Below are 13936 nucleotides of genomic sequence, written 5' to 3'. Positions count from 1 at the left end.
TCGCTCGCCCGCGCCCTTGCCTCCGCCACCACATCAGGCTCACATCTCCGGCATAACAGCGTCTGGGGGACGGCCAACTTGACGGAAGCCTTGATCGTTCGCGGGTTGAGCAAGACGTTCGCCAAGCCCGCGGTGTCCGACCTCGACCTGACGGTCCACGCCGGCGAGCTCTACGCCCTGCTGGGGCCCAACGGCGCGGGCAAGACCACCACCTTGCGGATGGTCGCCGGCCTGACCCAGCCCGACAAGGGCGAGGTGGCGATCTTCGGCGTCGACGCCCGCAAGGAGCCGGCGGCGGCCAAGGCCCTGGTGGCCTGGGCCCCGGACGAGGCGATGATCTACGACAAGCTGACGCCGCTGGAATATCTGGAGTTCGTCGCCGGCCTCTGGAGCATCGAGCCCAAGGCCGCCAAGGCCAAGGCCGAGGACCTGCTCTCCACCCTGGGCCTGGCCGACGAGGCGCGGCGGCGGTGCGAGGGCTTCTCGCGCGGCATGAAGCAGAAGGTCGCCCTGGCCGGGGCGCTGATCCACGACCCCAAGCTCTTGATCCTGGACGAGCCGCTGACCGGCCTGGACGCCGCCGCCGCGCGCCTGGTCAAGGACATGCTGCAGGCTAGGGTCGACGCGGGCGGCACGGTGATCCTGACCACCCATATTCTCGAGGTGGCCGAGCGCATGGCCGATCGCATCGGCATCATCGCCGGCGGCCGCCTGCTGGCCGAGGGCACGCTGGACGAACTGCGCGGCAAGGCGGGCGAGGCCAGCGGCCAGACCCTGGAAGACGTCTTCCTGCAGCTGACGACCGAGGCCCATCCCGTGGCGGCGGTCCCGATGGGCGCTACATCGTGAGCCTGCCGTTCAAGCCGGCCAGCACGCCTTGGCTGCTGAGCCACGAGCTGCGCCTAGCCTGGCGCGGCTTCAAGGCCGGCCGCAAGACCAGCGGCCCGGGAAGCGTTATCGCCTTCGCGCTGATCGGCGGCATGATCCTGGTCGGCGGGGTCTTCATGGGTCTGGGCCTGCGGGACTTCGACGTGCCGGTGAACCCGCTGTCGGTGATCATCGCCGACCTGGCGCTGGCGGTGATCGTCACCCTGATGCTGTCGACGACCCTGGCGGCGTCGGCCGACGCCCTCTACGAGCGGAACGACCTCGATCTGCTGTTCTCCTCGCCGCTGGCGCCGCGCAAGGTGCTGTTCGTGCGAGCCCTGGGCTTGGCGGTCAACGCCGGGCTCTGGTTCCTGCTCCCGGCCGTGCTGCTGCTGACCCCATCGATCGTGCTGGGCCACCCGGCCTGGCTGGGCGTCTATGTGACTCTCGCCGCCCTGGCCCTGGCGGCCTCGGGTGTCGGCCTGCTGCTGGCCATGGCTCTGTTCGCCCTGATCGGCCCCCGCCGCACCCGCACCGTGGCCCAGGTCATGGCGGCCCTGATCGGCGCGGCCTTCTTCCTGGCCAGCCAGTACCGCAACCTGATGGGCGAGCGGGCCAGCGAGAGCCTGTTCGCCCGCATCGCCCTGGACGCCCGCGACGGCCGCCTCAAGCCGCCGCCGTTCGCCGACCTGCCGCTGCGCGCCGCCCTGGGCGAGCCCTTGCCGCTGCTGGTGCTGGTCGTGGTCGGGGCGGGGATCTTCCTGTTCGCCGCCCAGACCCTGGGCCGCCGCTTCGCCGACGCGGCCGCCGCCACCCAAGGGGCCGAGACCCGCAAGGGCGCGAAAGGCCCCACCAAAGCCTTCGCCGCTGGCGCATTCCAGGCCACGGTCCGCAAGGAGCTGCGGCTGATCAGCCGCGACGCGGCCCTGCTGTCGCAGGTGCTGCTGCGGGTGCTGTACATGGTTCCGCTGGCGCTGGTGCTGGCCCGCAGCGCCGCGCACCTGCCGGCCTGGGCCCTGGCCGCGCCGGCGGCGGCCGTGACCTTCCTGGCCGGCCAGGTCGCCGGCAGCCTGGCCTGGATCACCGTCTCGGCCGAGGACACCCCCGACCTGCTGGCGATCTCGCCGACCCCGATGGCGGTGCTGAACCGCGCCAAGCTGACGGCGGCGCTGGTTCCGGTGGCCGTGCTGCTGGCTGTCCCGATCGCGGTCTTGGCCTGGTCGGCGCCGCTGGCCGGCCTGTGGACCGCGATCGGCGCCGCCCTGACCGCCTTGAGCGCCGGGCTGATCAATGTCTGGCGGCAGAAGCCCGGCAAGCGGGCCGACTTCCGGCGCCGGCGCGGCGGCTCGTTCTTCGCGGCCCTGGCCGAGATCCTGATCGCCGCCCTGATCGGCGGGGCGACGGCCCTGGCGGTGGCCGGTCAGCTGGTCTGGGCGGCGATCCCGCTGATCGTGGCCGGCGCGCTGATGATGGCCCTGCGCAGGACGGACGAACAGATCGCGGCGGCGCTTAGGGCGGCGGCGGTGAGCGCGAACTAGTTCCTCTTCAGCACAAACCCCGTGTCATCCCGGAAGCCTCGCAGAGGCTGTCCGGGACCCAGGGGTCGGCGCAGTGCGGTTGCCCCTGGGTCCCGGCTCTCCGCTTCGCTGCGGCCGGGATGACACGGTGATATTTGCTTGTTGAAGCTTCAGGCTGAACGCGCTCAAGCCTCCAGCAGCGCCCGGATCCGGCACACCACCCCTCCAGGCAGGAACTCGATCGTCGCCGAGCCTGACAGTTCCGCCGCCAGGCCGCGCTCGATCAGGCGCGAGCCGAAGCCGCGGGCCGTGGGCGGCTGGACCGGCGGGCCGCCGGTTTCGGTCCAGACCAGGTCCAGCCGCGCCGCGTCGGGTTCGGGGCAGTAGTCCCAGGCGATCCGGATGCGGCCGTCGGAGGTCGACAGGGCTCCGTACTTGACCGCGTTGGTGGCCAGTTCGTGCAGGGCCATCGACAGCGACAGCGCCGTCTTCGGCGACAGGCGGATGGCCGGGCCCGAGAGGTCGAACCGCGCGTGGCCGCCATGCGGCTCGGCCACCAGAGCGGTGACGTCGTGCAGCTCGGCGCCTTCCCAGTTCTCGCGGGTCAAGAGGTCGTGGGCCTCGGCCAGGGCGACGATGCGGCTGGAGAACGCCTCCTGGGCCTGGTCGAGCGCCCGGGCGCCGTTGAAGCTCTGGGCGGCGATGGCCTGGATGGTGGCCAGGCTGTTCTTGACGCGGTGGTTCAGCTCGTTGACCAGCAGCCGCAGGTGCAGCTCGGCCCGCTTGCGGTCGGTGATATTGACCACGGCGCCGACGAAGCGGTGCGGCTTGTCGTCGGCGCCGAAGAACACCTTGCCCTTCACGTTCACCCAGCGCTCGACGTGGTCGTCGCGGCCGATGCTGCGGAACTCGACGGTGTAGTCGGCGCGCACGGCCGGATCCAAGGCCTGGCGCATGGCGTCGCGGACCTTGGCCTCGTCGCTGGGATGGACGCGGGCCAGGAACGACTCGACGGTGAGCGGCTCGCCCGGCTTGATGCCGAACATGGCGTAGCAGCGCTCCGACCAGACCAGCGCGCCGGTGTCGATATTGAGGTCCCAGGTGCCGACGTCGGCCGCGTCGATGGCCAGGCGCAGGGTCTCTTCCTGGCGAAGCAGCCGGTCGATGGCCTCGCGCCGCTCGGTGACGTCCGAGACCACGCCGACGAAGCGGATCACGCGCTCGCTGTCGAAGAACGCCCGGCCGAACACCTCGACCCAGCGCAGGGCCCCGTCGCCGCCGCGATGGATGCGGTATTCGAGATTGATCATGCCCGGGCCCGCGGGGTCGGTCGCCGCCGCCACCGCCGCGCGGACCTTCGGCAGGTCGTCGGGATGCAACAGCCGCTCGAAGGTCTCCTGCGACGACGCCTCGTCCGGCGGCAGGCCGAAGATGGCGCGCGCGCGGGCGTCCCAGTACCGCTGGTTCAGATAGGGCTTGTGGTCCCAGCGACCCATGCCGGCGGCCTGGGCGGCGAGGTCCAGGTCCATGCGCGCGGACGCCAGTTCGGCCTCGACCCGCTTGCGCTCGGTGATGTCGACGATGACGCCGGTGTTGCGGGACGGCCGGCCGTCGGCGTCCAGATAGGCGTGGCCCCGGGTGAGGACCCAGCGCACCGAGCCGTTAGCCTGGACCAGGCGGTATTCCTCCGAGAAGTCGCCGCCTTCGCTGGCGGCCTTCAAGGCGACGTCACGGACGCGGTCGCGGTCTTCGGGATGGACGGCGGGGGTGAAGCTGTCGATGGGCAGGCCGGCCGAGGCGAACTCGGGCGAGACGTTGTGCAGCTCGGCGTAGCGGGCGTCGGCATAGACCTTGTTGGCCTTGATGTCCCACTCCCAGGCGCCGACCCCGGCGACCTCGCGGGCCAGGGCGTAGCGCTCCTGGGCGCTGCGCAGGGTCTTCTCGGCCTGGACCGAGCGTGAGATCTCGACGGCGGTGACCAGCACCCCGCCGATCCCGTTGGCCGCCGTCGTGTCGGGCACTGGGCTGTAGCTGACGGTGAAATAGCCCTTTTCCGGGACCCCGTTCCGGCTCACCCACAGAGGCAGCTTCTCGAACGCGAAGCCGCCGCTGGCGCCGCTGAGGATGTCCTCGTGCAACGAGCGGATCGAGGTCTCGAAGTCGGGGGCGGTGTCCTTGAGCAGCACGCCCAGCGCCTGGGGATGACCCACGTCGAGGGCCGGGGCGTAGGCGTCGTTGTAGATCAGGACCAGCTCGGGCCCCCAGCGCAGCGCCATCGGGAAATTGGTGGCCAGGATCATGTCGGTGGCCAGCCGCAGGGCCGGCGACCAGGACTCGATCGGACCCAGCGGCGTCGCTGACCAGTCGAACGCTCGCACGCGCTCGGCCATCTCGCCGCCGGCGACGCGAGTCAGTACAGGCGTGGCGCGGTGCTTGCCGTCGCCCATCGCATTGGTCCCCCATCCGATCATCGGACCGGCCCAGGTCATGGTGAACCCATAGACCAAGCGGACACAAGCTGCGTTGTAACGAAAGGACGCACCTAAACGAACGGGGCGACTTTCGTCGCCCCGTTTTTACAACCTATTGTAATCGTGTCTGTTTACTCGATCGGCGACCAGCGCTTCTCTGCCGGGGCGGCGTCACGCTTCGGGCCTCGGGCATCGTTCCGGGCGCCGCCGGGCTTTTGACCCTGGCCAGGACCACGACCTTGACGCTGCGGACCCTTGCCCTGGGCCGATTGCCCGCCGGCCGAGCGACCACCGCCGCCGCCGCCGCCATTGCCGCCGCCGGCGCCATTGCGGTTCCGGCCGCGATTGCGGCGCAGCTCGGACGGGACGTTGTTGCGCGGATCGGCCGCGCGCGGATCGACGTATTTCTCGGGCGGCGACAGCTTGTCGGCCACGGCCGCCGCGGCGGCGAGGTTCTTGTCGTTGCGGCGGTCGAAGGTCGGGATCACCTGGCGGGTGGCCTTCTGGATGTCCTTCAGCAGGCTGCGTTCGTCATCGGCGCAGAAGCTGATGGCGATGCCGTCCTTGCCCTTGCGGGCGGTGCGGCCGATCCGGTGGACATAGGCCTCCGGCACGTTGGGCAGCTCGTAGTTGATCACGTGGCTGACGTCGTTGACGTCGATGCCGCGCGCGGCGATGTCGGTGGCGACCATGGCCCGCATCTCACCGGCCTTGAAGGCGGCGAGGGCGCGTTCGCGCTGGCCCTGGGTCTTGTCGCCGTGGATCGAGGCGGCCTCGATGCCGGCGGCGTTCAGATACTTGGCCACCCGGTCGGCGCCGCGCTTGGTGCGGGTGAAGACGATGGTGCGGCTGAAGTTGCTGTCGGCGAACAGCTCGGCCAGCAGCGGACGCTTGCGCTGGGCCTCGATGAACAGCACGCGCTGGTCGATGCGCTCGACCGTGGTGGCCTGCGGGGCGACCGAGACCTGGACCGGATCCTTCAGCAGCTCGCCGGCCAGCTTGCCGATCTCGGTCGGCATGGTGGCCGAGAAGAACAGGTTCTGGCGGTTCTTGGACATCTGGGCGGCGATCTTGCGGATCGGCACCACGAAGCCCAGGTCCAGCATCTGGTCGGCTTCGTCGAGGACGAAGATCTCGACACCAGAGACGCTGGCCGACTTCTCGGCCATGTGGTCCATCAGACGGCCGGGAGTGGCGACCAGCACGTCGATGCCGCCCGCCAGGGCCTTCATCTGCGGGCCGTACTTAACGCCGCCATAGATCGTGTGGACCGACAGGCCCATGTGGACGGCGTAGGCCTTGAAGTTGTCGGCGATCTGGGTGGCCAGTTCGCGGGTCGGCGACAGCACCAGGCAGCGGAAGCCGCGGCGCGGGGCCGGCATGCGGTTCTCGGCCAGGCGTTGCAGGATGGGCAGGGCGAAGGCGGCGGTCTTGCCGGTGCCCGTCTGGGCGATGCCCAGCAGGTCCTTGCCTTGCAGGACGACCGGGATGGCCTGGGCCTGGATCGGCGTCGGCTCCTTGTAGCCCTTCTCGGCAAGGGCTTTCAGCAGCGGCTTGGCCAGGCCAAGGTCAGAAAATTGAGTCACGTGTGTTTGTCTTAATCATGCGCCGAATGCAGCCCATGCGTCCTCGCACGGCTGGCCCCTCGGCTAGTCGGTCGGAGGAGCGCCCCGCGTGCACGGGCTCTCTAATGAGAAGCTCTTCAGGGCGCTCGACAGGCTGGTCCGAAACGGACCCTCACGCGGCTGGAGCACCGATAGCGCCAAGGGGGCGCGAGGCCGATATCGGTTATTGCGCTGCGAAAGTCAAGGATCGCGGCGCAGCATGCCCGGAGCGGCCAATCCGCCGCACCCTTGCGAGGCCTGTTCGGACGCCGCCGCTAGCGATCGCCGCCGAGCGGTTCGGCCAGTCCGACCAGAACGCCCTCGGGGCCGCGGACGTAGCACAGCCGATACACGTCCTCGTACTGAACCACTTCCCCGACCAGCCGGGCGCCGTGCTTGCTGAGCCTGGCGAGGGTTTCGTCGAGGTCGCTCACCGTGAACATGGCGCGCAGATAGCCGAGCGCGTTCACCGGGGCGTTGCGGTGATCGGCGACGACCGACGGGGCGAGAAACCGCGACAGCTCGAGGCGGCTGTGGCCGTCGGGCGTGACCATCATGGCGATCTCGACGCGTTGGTCGCCCAGCCCCGTGATCCGTCCGGCCCATTCGCCTTCGACCATGGCCCGCCCCTCGAACGTCAGGCCAAGCTCGGTGAAGAACGCGATGGCGTCGTCGAGGGACTCCACGACGATGCCGATATTGTCCATGCGGAGCAGTTTGCTTCTGGTCATGATTTCGGTCGTGTCCCGGGTGAGGGCGTCAAAGAAGGGGCGACACTACAGGGGCGGGCCGCGTTTTGAAGCCGCCAGCCGGGGCGCGGGGAAATTTCATCGGCGATCGGCGTTGCCAACGGCGGAAAACCCCGCGACACCCGCATCCATGACCAAGCCGACCGTCCTCGTCGCCGCCGCCGCCCTGATCGATGTCGATGGGCGGGTGCTGATCTGCCAGCGCCCCGAGGGCAAGCAATTGGCCGGCCTGTGGGAGTTTCCGGGCGGCAAGGTCGAGCCGGGCGAGACGCCGGAGGAATGCCTGATCCGCGAGCTCCACGAGGAGCTGGGGATCACCGTCGCCCAGGCCTGCCTGGCCCCGTTCGTGTTCGCCTCGCACGGTTACGAGTCTTTTCACCTCCTGATGCCACTGTATCTGCTGCGTCGCTGGGACGGTCAGGTGACGCGCAAGGAGCACGAGGCGCTGGCATGGGTGAAGCCCGACAAACTCGCGGACTATCCGATGCCGCCGGCCGACGTGCCTCTGGTCGCCTGGCTGCGCGACCTGCTCTGAAGGCCTTCTGGCGTGACGAACGCGGCGCCACCGCCGTCGAACTGGGCGTCCTGGTCGCGCTGATCGCCCTGGTCATCGTCGGCGGGATGTCGGCCCTCAGCGGCAATATGAGCAAGATGTTCGACAAGGCCTCGACGGCCATCGCGGGCAGCTAAATCCTCTTCCTTCTCCCCTTGCGGGAGAAGGTGTCAGCGAAGCTGACGGATGAGGGGTTGATAGGCCTGTCAGCCTAGTGGGCGGCGGTTGTCGCGGTCGCAGCGGTTTCTGTCTTCAACCCCTCACCCGACCCGCTTCGCGGCCCACCCTCTCCCGCAAGGGGAGAGGGATCATGGCGTAGGTTTATCCCCCGCCGGCTGCTCCTTGACGCCCAGCGCGTCGGCCAGCCGCATCTTCGCCGAGCCCGGCCGCAGCGGCTTCTGCTGGCTGTCGTGCGGCGCCCAGCCGGTCACCGAGACGATCTCGAACGTCGCCGGCACGCGGCCGTCGGCCTCGGCGAAGCGCTCGACATAAAGCTCCATCGCCCGGAACAGCACCTTGCGCGGCAACGGCTTGCGCGAGCGGTCCAGCAGCACGCTGGTCTCGCCCATGGCCCGCAGATCCTGCATCAGCTTGATCGGGTGGGCGTAGCGGACCTTGACCCGGTCGACGTCGGCGACGGGCAGGGCGAAGCCGGCCCGCTGCAGCAGGCCCGCCGCGTCGATGGCGTCGGCGAACGGCGAGACCCGCATCGAGGCGCCGCCCAGGAGCTCGGCCTCGGCCGCCAGCAGGCATTGGCGGAGTTCCGTCAGGGTCGCTCCGCCGAAGATCGCGCCCAGGAACAGGCCGTCGGGCCGCAGGGCGCGGCGGATCTGGATCAGGGCGCCGACCAGGTCGTTGGTCCAGTGCAGCGACAGGGTCGAGACCACCAGGTCCAGGGTCGCGTCGCCGAATGGCAGGCGCTCCTCGTCGGCGACGACGCGCGGCGTGTCGCGGCCGGCCAGCATCCGCGCCGAGAGGTCGGTCTCGATCAAGGTGTCGATGTTGGCGCGGGCGTCGCTGTCGCCCAAGGCCTTGAAAAAATGACCGTTTCTCGCGCCGAGGTCGACGGAGACCGGAAAGCGTCGCAGGATCGTCTCCAGCCGCATGACCAGGTCCTGGGCCGCCCGCGCCTTCAAGAAGTCGGCGGACGCGAAGGCGGGCGCGGCGCGGTCGAGGCGGGCGCGGTGCAGGGCGCGGTCGAACAGAAGGGGCGAGGCGGTCATGGGCGCGGAACATGGCGATTCCGAACCGACATGGAAAGCCAAGCCGCATCCCCTTTTGCGAGATTGGGGAAGAGGGCTGCTGGACCTGCTGTTGCCGCCGTCCAGCCTGGACGGGCAGGCGGCGCTGAGCGGCGGGCTGACCGCGTCGGCTTTTTCGAAGCTGACCTTTCTCGACGACCCGGTCTGCGACGGCTGCGGCCTGGCCATGCCCTATGCCGACGCCGCCCTGGAGCGCTGCCCCGCCTGCCAGGCTAGGCCGAGGGCCTTCCAGCGGGCGCGGGCCGCCTGCGTCTATGACGAACACTCGCGCGAGCTGGTCCTGAAGCTGAAGCACGCCGATCGCACCGACCTGGCCGGCCTGTTCGCCCGCTGGCTGTCGCGGGCCTGCGCCGAGCTGTTGGCCGAGGGCGACGCCGTGGTCCCCGTCCCGGTCCACCGCGCCCGCCTGCTGCGCCGGCGCTACAACCAGGCCGCCGAGATCGCCCGGCCGCTGGCCCGGATGGCGGGGCTGGCCTACCTGCCCGACGTCCTGGCCCGCCAGCGCGACACCGCCAGCCAGGGCGGCAAGTCGGCCTCGGGCCGGCGGCGCAACGTGGCGGCGGCCTTCGTGGTCCCCGAGGCGCGGCGGGCCCAGGTGGCCGGGCGACGGATCGTTCTCGTTGATGACGTGTTGACCACGGGCGCGACGGCCGAGGGATGCGCGCGAGCATTGTTGGCGGCCGGGGCGGCGCAAGTGACGCTATCCGTCGTCGCGCGCGTTACAGAAATGCAGGCGCGTCCTATATGAGGACGCACACGTCCACGAGTCGGAACATGGCCCACGTCACCATCTACACCCGTCCCTTCTGCGGCTACTGCGCCCGCGCCGTCGCCTTGCTGAGCGACAAGGGCGCCGATTTCACCGAGGTCGAGGCCGGCATGGACCCCAAGCTGCGCCAGGAAATGATGGACCGCTCGGGCCGCGCGACCTTCCCGCAGATCTTCGTCGGCGACCAGCACATCGGCGGCTGCGACGACATGATGGCCCTGGAGCGCGAGGGCAAGCTGGACGATCTTCTCGCCGCATGAGCCCCCTTCGCGTCGGCCTCGTTCAGACCCGCACGCCCGCGACCCACGCCGCGGCGCTGGCGCATGTCGCGCCCCTGGTTCGCCAGGCGATCGGAGAGGGCGCCCAGTTCGTGCTGACCCCCGAGTGCACCAACGTCGTCCAGAAGGACCGGTCCAAACTGCTACCGACCCTGACGGCGCTGGAGGACGATCTGGTGGTCCAGGGCCTGCGCGCCATCGCGGCCGAGACCGGGACCTGGATCGACATCGGCTCGGCCCTGGTGCGGCGCGAGGATGGAAAAGCCGCCAACCGCCAGGCGGTGATCGATCCGACCGGGGCGATCGTCGCGACCTACGACAAGCTGCACATGTTCGACGTGGATCTCCCGACGGGTGAGACCGCGCGGGAGTCGGCGACCTATACGCCGGGCGAGCGGGCGGTGGTGGTGGAGACGCCGCTGGCGATCTTCGGCCTGACCATCTGCTACGACATGCGCTTTCCGGCCCTGCACCGGGCCCTGGCCCTGGCCGGCGCCACGGTGCTGACGGTTCCGGCCGCCTTCACCCGGCCGACCGGCGAGGCGCACTGGGATGTGTTGCTGCGCGCCCGGGCCATCGAGACGGGCTCGTTCGTGATCGCCGCCGCTCAGGGCGGCTTCCACGAGGACGGCCGCGGCACCTGGGGACGCACGATCGCCATCGGGCCGTGGGGCCAGGTGCTTGGAAAACTTGACCACGACGAGCCCGGCGTGTTGATGGCCGATCTAGACCTGCCCGCCGCCGTCTCGGCGCGGGCGGCGATCCCGGTCCTCCAGAACGCCCGGCCTTTCGTCGGGCCATGAAGCTCACAACGTGAAGTCCACCATTTAAAGACCATGATCAAGTACGCGCTTCAGTGCGATGCGGCCCACGAATTCGAGGGTTGGTTCGGCGCGTCGGCGGACTATGACGACCAGGTCCAGCGGGGCCTGATCGCGTGCCCGGTCTGCGGCTCGACGGACGTCTCCAAGCAGATCATGGCCCCCGCCGTGGCGGGCACGAAGGCCCAGCGCGCGGCGTCGGCCATGGATCCGAACATGCGCGAGATGATGATGACGGCCATGGGCGAGGTGCGCCGGCACGTCGAGGAGAACTTCGACAATGTCGGCGACGCCTTCGCCAAGGAGGCCCGCGCCATCCACGAGGGCAAGTCCGAGGAACGCGGCATTTACGGCGAAGCCTCGCCCGCCGAGGTCAAGGCCCTGGTCGAGGACGGCGTCCGCGTGGCGCCGCTACCGCCCGCGGCGCCGAAGAAGACGGATGTGAACTGAGACGAGACCCGTGGCGGATCCGCCAATTCCCTCTCTCTCAGAGAGAGGGAAGTTAGAAAGCCCCCCACACACGAAAAAGGGCGGCGGACCTGCATCCGCCGCCCTCTTAAGCTTCCGAGAAAGCGCTACCCGTTACCGACTAGCGGTACTCGTAGTGGCACTTCTTCTTGTTCTTGCCGATCTGGTGGCCGGCCACGCCGCCGACGCCGGCGCCGAGCAGCGTGCCTTCGGTCTTGTTGCCGTGACCGGCGATGGTGTTGCCCAGCAGGGCGCCGCCGAGGGCGCCGATGACGGCGCCGTTCTTGGCCTTGGACTTGTTGCAGACCAGGACGCGGGTGCCGCGACGCGACTGGGCGTCGGCGGCGGTGACGGCCACGGAGCTGACGGTGAAACCGACAACGGTGGCCAGAACGATGGCTTTCAGGCGGGCGCGCATGGCGGCTCTCCGGTAGTTTCTTGGTTAAGATCCCTCGGGACGTAAACGCCCAAGCTGACGGCCGGTTGCCAGAAAGTCGACCAGCCGACCGTCAAGCTTGACCGCCTACGGTTCGTTCGTGGCCAAAATCAGCCTTCGAGGCGATAGCGGCCGTCGGCGTCGGGGCAGACCCGGACATAGCGCGTCTCGACCCGCCCGTTGTAGTCGGTCGGGGCCGGGGCCAGGCGGCAGCGTTCGCTGGCCGAGGCGAAGCGGCCGTCGCTGTAGCGATAGGGCTCGGTCTGCTCATAGCTCCAGTAGTTGCCGCGCGTGTCGCACTTGGCCGAGGCGTTGCCGACCGCCGCGCCGACGCCGGCGCCGACCAGGGCCCCCAGCACCGTGCCTTCCGGACGGGCGTTGCGGGCCGCGACGTTCGAGCCGAGGGCCGCGCCGGCCAGGGCCCCGATCACCCCGCCGACCGTGGCGTTGCGCTTGGCGTCTTGGCGACAGTCGTTCGGGTAGTTGACGTTGGCGCTGGTGTCGACGCTGTAGGCGCCGGCATAGGGCGCGGCGAAGCGGGCGCCTTCGCCCGGATGCCGGCGGTCGTAGGCGCCGACGCCGCGACGGCGGTCATAGTCGTCGCGAGTCCGCAGATAGCGCTCGCGGTCGCGATCCCACTGATCGCGATTGGCGTCGTAGCCGCTGGCATGGCTGACGCCGCTGACGCGGAAGCGGTCGGCCTCGTCGGGGTGGCGGCGGTCATAGGCGCCTTCGCCGTTGCGGCGGTCGTAGTCGTAGCGGGCCCGCTCGTAGCTGGCCCGGCCGCGCTCGAACTCGGCCTGCTCGGCATAGTAGGCGGTGCTGTCGCGATACTGGGCCACGCGGTAACGGTCGGCATAGGTGGGATAGCGACGGTCATAGGCGCCGAGGCCGTACCGGCGGTCGTAGTCGTCGCGGGCGCGGATGTAGTTGGCGCGGTCACGCTCATAGGCCGCCTGGCGGTTCTGATACTCGCCGACCTGCTCATAGTAGTTGCCGCGCTGGGCGTCGTAGTTTCGCAGGCTGCGCTGATACGCTGAATCCTGGGCGAGGGCGGGCGCGATCGCGCCACACGCCATCGTGGTGGCCAATATCGCGGCCAAGGCCTTGGAAGTCATGGTGTCTCCGTTCCCTCTAGAACGGATCGACGGCCGACCCCCGATACCGGGTCGCCAATCCGGGTTCATGTCCCTGCGGAGTCAAAGCCCGCCGTGGACCGAAGTTCCCGAAACTTGACCGTTTCAACCTCTGGTGACGGTCATCATGTAATTTATGTCGACATCGCTGGAGCGGCTCCAGCGGCCGGTCAGCGGATTGTAGGCGACGCCGAACGGTCCGTGGACCTCGACCGGCTCGCCGCCCAGGAAGGCGCGCAGCTCTTCGGGCTTGAGGAACTGCTTCCAGTCGTGAGTGCCCGGCGGCACCCAGCGCAGCACGTATTCCGCCCCGATCTTGGCCAGGGCCAGAGCCTTCAGCGTGCGGTTCAGGGTGGCGACGATCATCAGCCCGCCGGGCTTTACGAGCCGCGAGCAGGTGCGCAGGAACTCGCCCGGATCGGCGACGTGCTCGATGACTTCCATGGTCAGCACCACGTCGAACGGCCCCGCGCCCTCGGCCAGCAGCTGTTCGGCGGTGGCGGGGCGATAGCCGATGGCCAGACCCTGCTCGGCCGCGTGGGCGGCGGCGGTCTTGATGTTGTTCTCCGAGGCGTCGATCGCGGTGACGTCGAAGCCCAGCCGGGCCATCGGCTCGGAGAGCAGCCCGCCGCCGCAGCCGATGTCCAGCAGCGACAGGCCCTCGAACGGGGCGCGGGCCGAACCGTCGCGGTCGAACCGCGCCAGGGCCTGCTCGCGGATGAAGGCCAGGCGGCAGGGATTGAACACGTGCAGCGGCGCGAACTTGCCCTTCGGGTCCCACCACTCGGCGGCGATGGCCGAGAACCGCGCCACGTCGGCGGGGTCGATGCTCCAGGAGGGCGTTGCTGCAGCGGCTTGAGTCATGAGCCTTCCTCTACCACGCGGAGTTTTTCGCGCCACGATCCGAGAAAAAAGACACCTCCGCGACATTGCCGTTGCGCGATCGCCCCGCTAGAAGGCGCGGGCTTGCGCGAGGGGGAGCGATCCGGCCGCGCGGGCGCAAGA

16 protein-coding genes and 1 pseudogene are annotated in these 13936 nt (G+C 69.6%); 9 read left to right on the top strand and 8 right to left on the bottom strand.

What is annotated here, in order from left to right; translation table 11 throughout:
* Positions 1-78 precede the first annotated feature (78 nt).
* Positions 79-849 carry an ABC transporter ATP-binding protein gene (locus tag AC1DSO_RS03100; protein ID WP_477067447.1) on the top strand — a complete coding sequence of 257 codons (771 nt, stop codon included), beginning with the start codon at positions 79-81 and terminating at the stop codon, positions 847-849.
* Positions 846-2405 (top strand): hypothetical protein, encoded by a 1560-nt coding sequence (locus tag AC1DSO_RS03095; RefSeq protein WP_477067446.1) that lies wholly within the window; start codon positions 846-848, stop codon positions 2403-2405. The genes AC1DSO_RS03100 and AC1DSO_RS03095 overlap by 4 nt, the downstream gene beginning before the upstream one ends.
* Here AC1DSO_RS03095 and AC1DSO_RS03090 read toward each other — a convergent pair.
* The 4 genes from AC1DSO_RS03090 to AC1DSO_RS03075 all read right to left on the bottom strand — a co-directional run bounded on the left by AC1DSO_RS03090 (position 2402) and on the right by AC1DSO_RS03075 (position 7190).
* The gene (locus AC1DSO_RS03090; RefSeq protein WP_477067541.1) at positions 2402-2539 is read right to left on the bottom strand and encodes a hypothetical protein; all 138 of its coding nucleotides are present in this window, start codon (positions 2537-2539) and stop codon (positions 2402-2404) included. The genes AC1DSO_RS03095 and AC1DSO_RS03090 overlap by 4 nt on opposite strands.
* Before the next feature lie 30 nt (positions 2540-2569).
* Positions 2570-4873 (bottom strand): PAS domain-containing protein, encoded by a 2304-nt coding sequence (locus tag AC1DSO_RS03085; protein ID WP_477067445.1) that lies wholly within the window; start codon positions 4871-4873, stop codon positions 2570-2572.
* A gap of 113 nt (positions 4874-4986) precedes the next feature.
* Positions 4987-6441, bottom strand: coding sequence for a DEAD/DEAH box helicase (locus AC1DSO_RS03080; RefSeq protein WP_477067444.1), 1455 nt, complete (start codon positions 6439-6441; stop codon positions 4987-4989).
* A 293-nt stretch (positions 6442-6734) separates the two neighbouring features.
* Complete coding sequence (locus AC1DSO_RS03075; RefSeq protein WP_477067443.1) at positions 6735-7190, bottom strand: VOC family protein; 456 nt, start codon at positions 7188-7190, stop codon at positions 6735-6737.
* Between the two features lie 148 nt (positions 7191-7338).
* On the opposite strand from AC1DSO_RS03075, the gene mutT reads away from it, so the two are divergent.
* The 3 genes and pseudogenes from mutT to AC1DSO_RS03060 form a co-directional block, all read left to right on the top strand.
* The gene (gene mutT, locus AC1DSO_RS03070; RefSeq protein WP_477067442.1) at positions 7339-7743 is read left to right on the top strand and encodes an 8-oxo-dGTP diphosphatase MutT; all 405 of its coding nucleotides are present in this window, start codon (positions 7339-7341) and stop codon (positions 7741-7743) included.
* Positions 7659-7898 (top strand): Flp family type IVb pilin, encoded by a 240-nt coding sequence (locus AC1DSO_RS03065; protein ID WP_477067441.1) that lies wholly within the window; start codon positions 7659-7661, stop codon positions 7896-7898. Before mutT ends, AC1DSO_RS03065 begins: the two co-directional genes overlap by 85 nt.
* Positions 7899-8069, top strand: a pseudogene (locus AC1DSO_RS03060) (hypothetical protein); the annotation flags it as partial.
* Here the strand turns inward: AC1DSO_RS03060 and AC1DSO_RS03055 are convergent.
* The gene (locus AC1DSO_RS03055) at positions 8070-8984 is read right to left on the bottom strand and encodes a methyltransferase domain-containing protein (protein WP_477067440.1); all 915 of its coding nucleotides are present in this window, start codon (positions 8982-8984) and stop codon (positions 8070-8072) included.
* On the opposite strand from AC1DSO_RS03055, the gene AC1DSO_RS03050 reads away from it, so the two are divergent.
* The 4 genes from AC1DSO_RS03050 to AC1DSO_RS03035 are packed head-to-tail and all read left to right on the top strand — an operon-like array spanning position 8983 to position 11341.
* Complete coding sequence (locus AC1DSO_RS03050; RefSeq protein WP_477067439.1) at positions 8983-9771, top strand: ComF family protein; 789 nt, start codon at positions 8983-8985, stop codon at positions 9769-9771. The two genes, AC1DSO_RS03055 and AC1DSO_RS03050, sit on opposite strands and share 2 nt — an antisense overlap.
* 26 nt (positions 9772-9797) lie before the next feature.
* Complete coding sequence (grxC, locus tag AC1DSO_RS03045; RefSeq protein ID WP_477067438.1) at positions 9798-10052, top strand: glutaredoxin 3; 255 nt, start codon at positions 9798-9800, stop codon at positions 10050-10052.
* Entirely contained in the window at positions 10049-10873 is an 825-nt protein-coding gene (locus tag AC1DSO_RS03040) for a carbon-nitrogen hydrolase family protein (protein ID WP_477067437.1), read from the top strand. The genes grxC and AC1DSO_RS03040 overlap by 4 nt, the downstream gene beginning before the upstream one ends.
* Positions 10874-10906: 33 nt before the next feature.
* Entirely contained in the window at positions 10907-11341 is a 435-nt protein-coding gene (locus AC1DSO_RS03035) for a DUF1178 family protein (RefSeq protein WP_477067436.1), read from the top strand.
* A 139-nt stretch (positions 11342-11480) separates the two neighbouring features.
* Here AC1DSO_RS03035 and AC1DSO_RS03030 read toward each other — a convergent pair whose 3' ends face one another.
* From AC1DSO_RS03030 to ubiG, 3 genes are all read right to left on the bottom strand, one after another.
* Positions 11481-11777 (bottom strand): glycine zipper 2TM domain-containing protein, encoded by a 297-nt coding sequence (locus AC1DSO_RS03030; RefSeq protein ID WP_477067435.1) that lies wholly within the window; start codon positions 11775-11777, stop codon positions 11481-11483.
* A 128-nt stretch (positions 11778-11905) separates the two neighbouring features.
* Entirely contained in the window at positions 11906-12913 is a 1008-nt protein-coding gene (locus AC1DSO_RS03025) for a glycine zipper 2TM domain-containing protein (protein WP_477067434.1), read from the bottom strand.
* A gap of 123 nt (positions 12914-13036) precedes the next feature.
* Positions 13037-13795, bottom strand: a complete 759-nt coding sequence (ubiG, locus tag AC1DSO_RS03020) for a bifunctional 2-polyprenyl-6-hydroxyphenol methylase/3-demethylubiquinol 3-O-methyltransferase UbiG (RefSeq protein ID WP_477067433.1) — start codon at positions 13793-13795, stop codon at positions 13037-13039.
* Positions 13796-13936: the final 141 nt, after the last annotated feature.

This window comes from Caulobacter sp. P4_E5 (assembly GCF_056401555.1).
Note: the sequence above shows the minus strand (reverse complement) of the source record. Positions and strands in the feature narration are given on the sequence as shown.

Excerpts from the sequence above, each read along its gene's own strand:
- AC1DSO_RS03040 (WP_477067437.1), top strand. The coding sequence starts at position 10,049 with ATGAGCCCCCTTCGCGTCGGCCTCGTTCAGACCCGCACGCCCGCGACC.
- grxC (WP_477067438.1), top strand. The coding sequence starts at position 9,798 with ATGGCCCACGTCACCATCTACACCCGTCCCTTCTGCGGCTACTGCGCC.
- AC1DSO_RS03025 (WP_477067434.1), bottom strand. The coding sequence starts at position 12,913 with ATGACTTCCAAGGCCTTGGCCGCGATATTGGCCACCACGATGGCGTGT.
- AC1DSO_RS03065 (WP_477067441.1), top strand. The coding sequence starts at position 7,659 with ATGGGTGAAGCCCGACAAACTCGCGGACTATCCGATGCCGCCGGCCGA.
- AC1DSO_RS03050 (WP_477067439.1), top strand. The coding sequence starts at position 8,983 with ATGGGCGCGGAACATGGCGATTCCGAACCGACATGGAAAGCCAAGCCG.
- AC1DSO_RS03035 (WP_477067436.1), top strand. The coding sequence starts at position 10,907 with ATGATCAAGTACGCGCTTCAGTGCGATGCGGCCCACGAATTCGAGGGT.
- AC1DSO_RS03075 (WP_477067443.1), bottom strand. The coding sequence starts at position 7,190 with ATGACCAGAAGCAAACTGCTCCGCATGGACAATATCGGCATCGTCGTG.
- mutT (WP_477067442.1), top strand. The coding sequence starts at position 7,339 with ATGACCAAGCCGACCGTCCTCGTCGCCGCCGCCGCCCTGATCGATGTC.
- ubiG (WP_477067433.1), bottom strand. The coding sequence starts at position 13,795 with ATGACTCAAGCCGCTGCAGCAACGCCCTCCTGGAGCATCGACCCCGCC.
- AC1DSO_RS03055 (WP_477067440.1), bottom strand. The coding sequence starts at position 8,984 with ATGACCGCCTCGCCCCTTCTGTTCGACCGCGCCCTGCACCGCGCCCGC.
- AC1DSO_RS03030 (WP_477067435.1), bottom strand. The coding sequence starts at position 11,777 with ATGCGCGCCCGCCTGAAAGCCATCGTTCTGGCCACCGTTGTCGGTTTC.
- AC1DSO_RS03085 (WP_477067445.1), bottom strand. The coding sequence starts at position 4,873 with ATGACCTGGGCCGGTCCGATGATCGGATGGGGGACCAATGCGATGGGC.